We start from the raw sequence: 733 nt of genomic DNA on the forward strand, positions 1-733 counted from the left end.
TGACTGCTTTAGCAGATAGTATTTTAGACGCGCAACAAGCAGCACTTGCCGTCACAGGTGCTATCAGTTTCGATGGTGCGCATTATCGCCGTGACATAGGTCATCATGCTATTACACGCGAGCAGTCTTAGACCCAGTCGTATTTGAGACAGTATATTTTGTCCCAATATTTTGTTTTATTAATAAGTTATATGACTCAAACCCCAGTTTAAACATGAGCTGGGGTGTTTTAGTATTTTCATTCGTATTATGACCTAAAGGTCAGTACGACTTTGTATACTAACCTTGCATGTTCCTTGTATTGTTAGTCTTAAACCCGCAAATCAGTACAATCTGATGAATGGTTATATTTATGGCACATGATACGTCTAGACCTTCTAATAACAATAGGCAATCAATTGACACCCTAAAAACCTCTGGGTTTGAACGTCGATTATCGATTGCCAAAACCTCTTTGAACATTGGTCGTCGTTGGGCAGGTAATAGTATGTCTGGTATATTTTTGGATAAGCAGGCACGCTCGAAGCGCAATCAAGTTTTTATGGAGGCGCAAGCAAACTATGTCGCAGAAGAGCTAGGTAAACTAAAAGGCTCAGTGGTTAAGATTGGTCAAATGTTGGCGTTGTATGGTGAGCATATATTACCGCCAGAAATCACCAAAGCGTTGCAAACGCTTAATGATGACACGGCTACTCTCGCTTGGCCAAAAATAGAACAAACCCTTCAGCATATA

At 40.7% G+C, this 733-nt stretch carries 1 pseudogene; it reads left to right on the forward strand.

Going from position 1 to position 733, the window contains the following annotated elements:
- Positions 1-352 precede the first annotated feature (352 nt).
- A pseudogene (locus ACS8FD_RS20210) lies at positions 353-733 on the forward strand (AarF/ABC1/UbiB kinase family protein); the annotation flags it as partial.

This window comes from Psychrobacter sp. 1U2, from assembly GCF_051847575.1.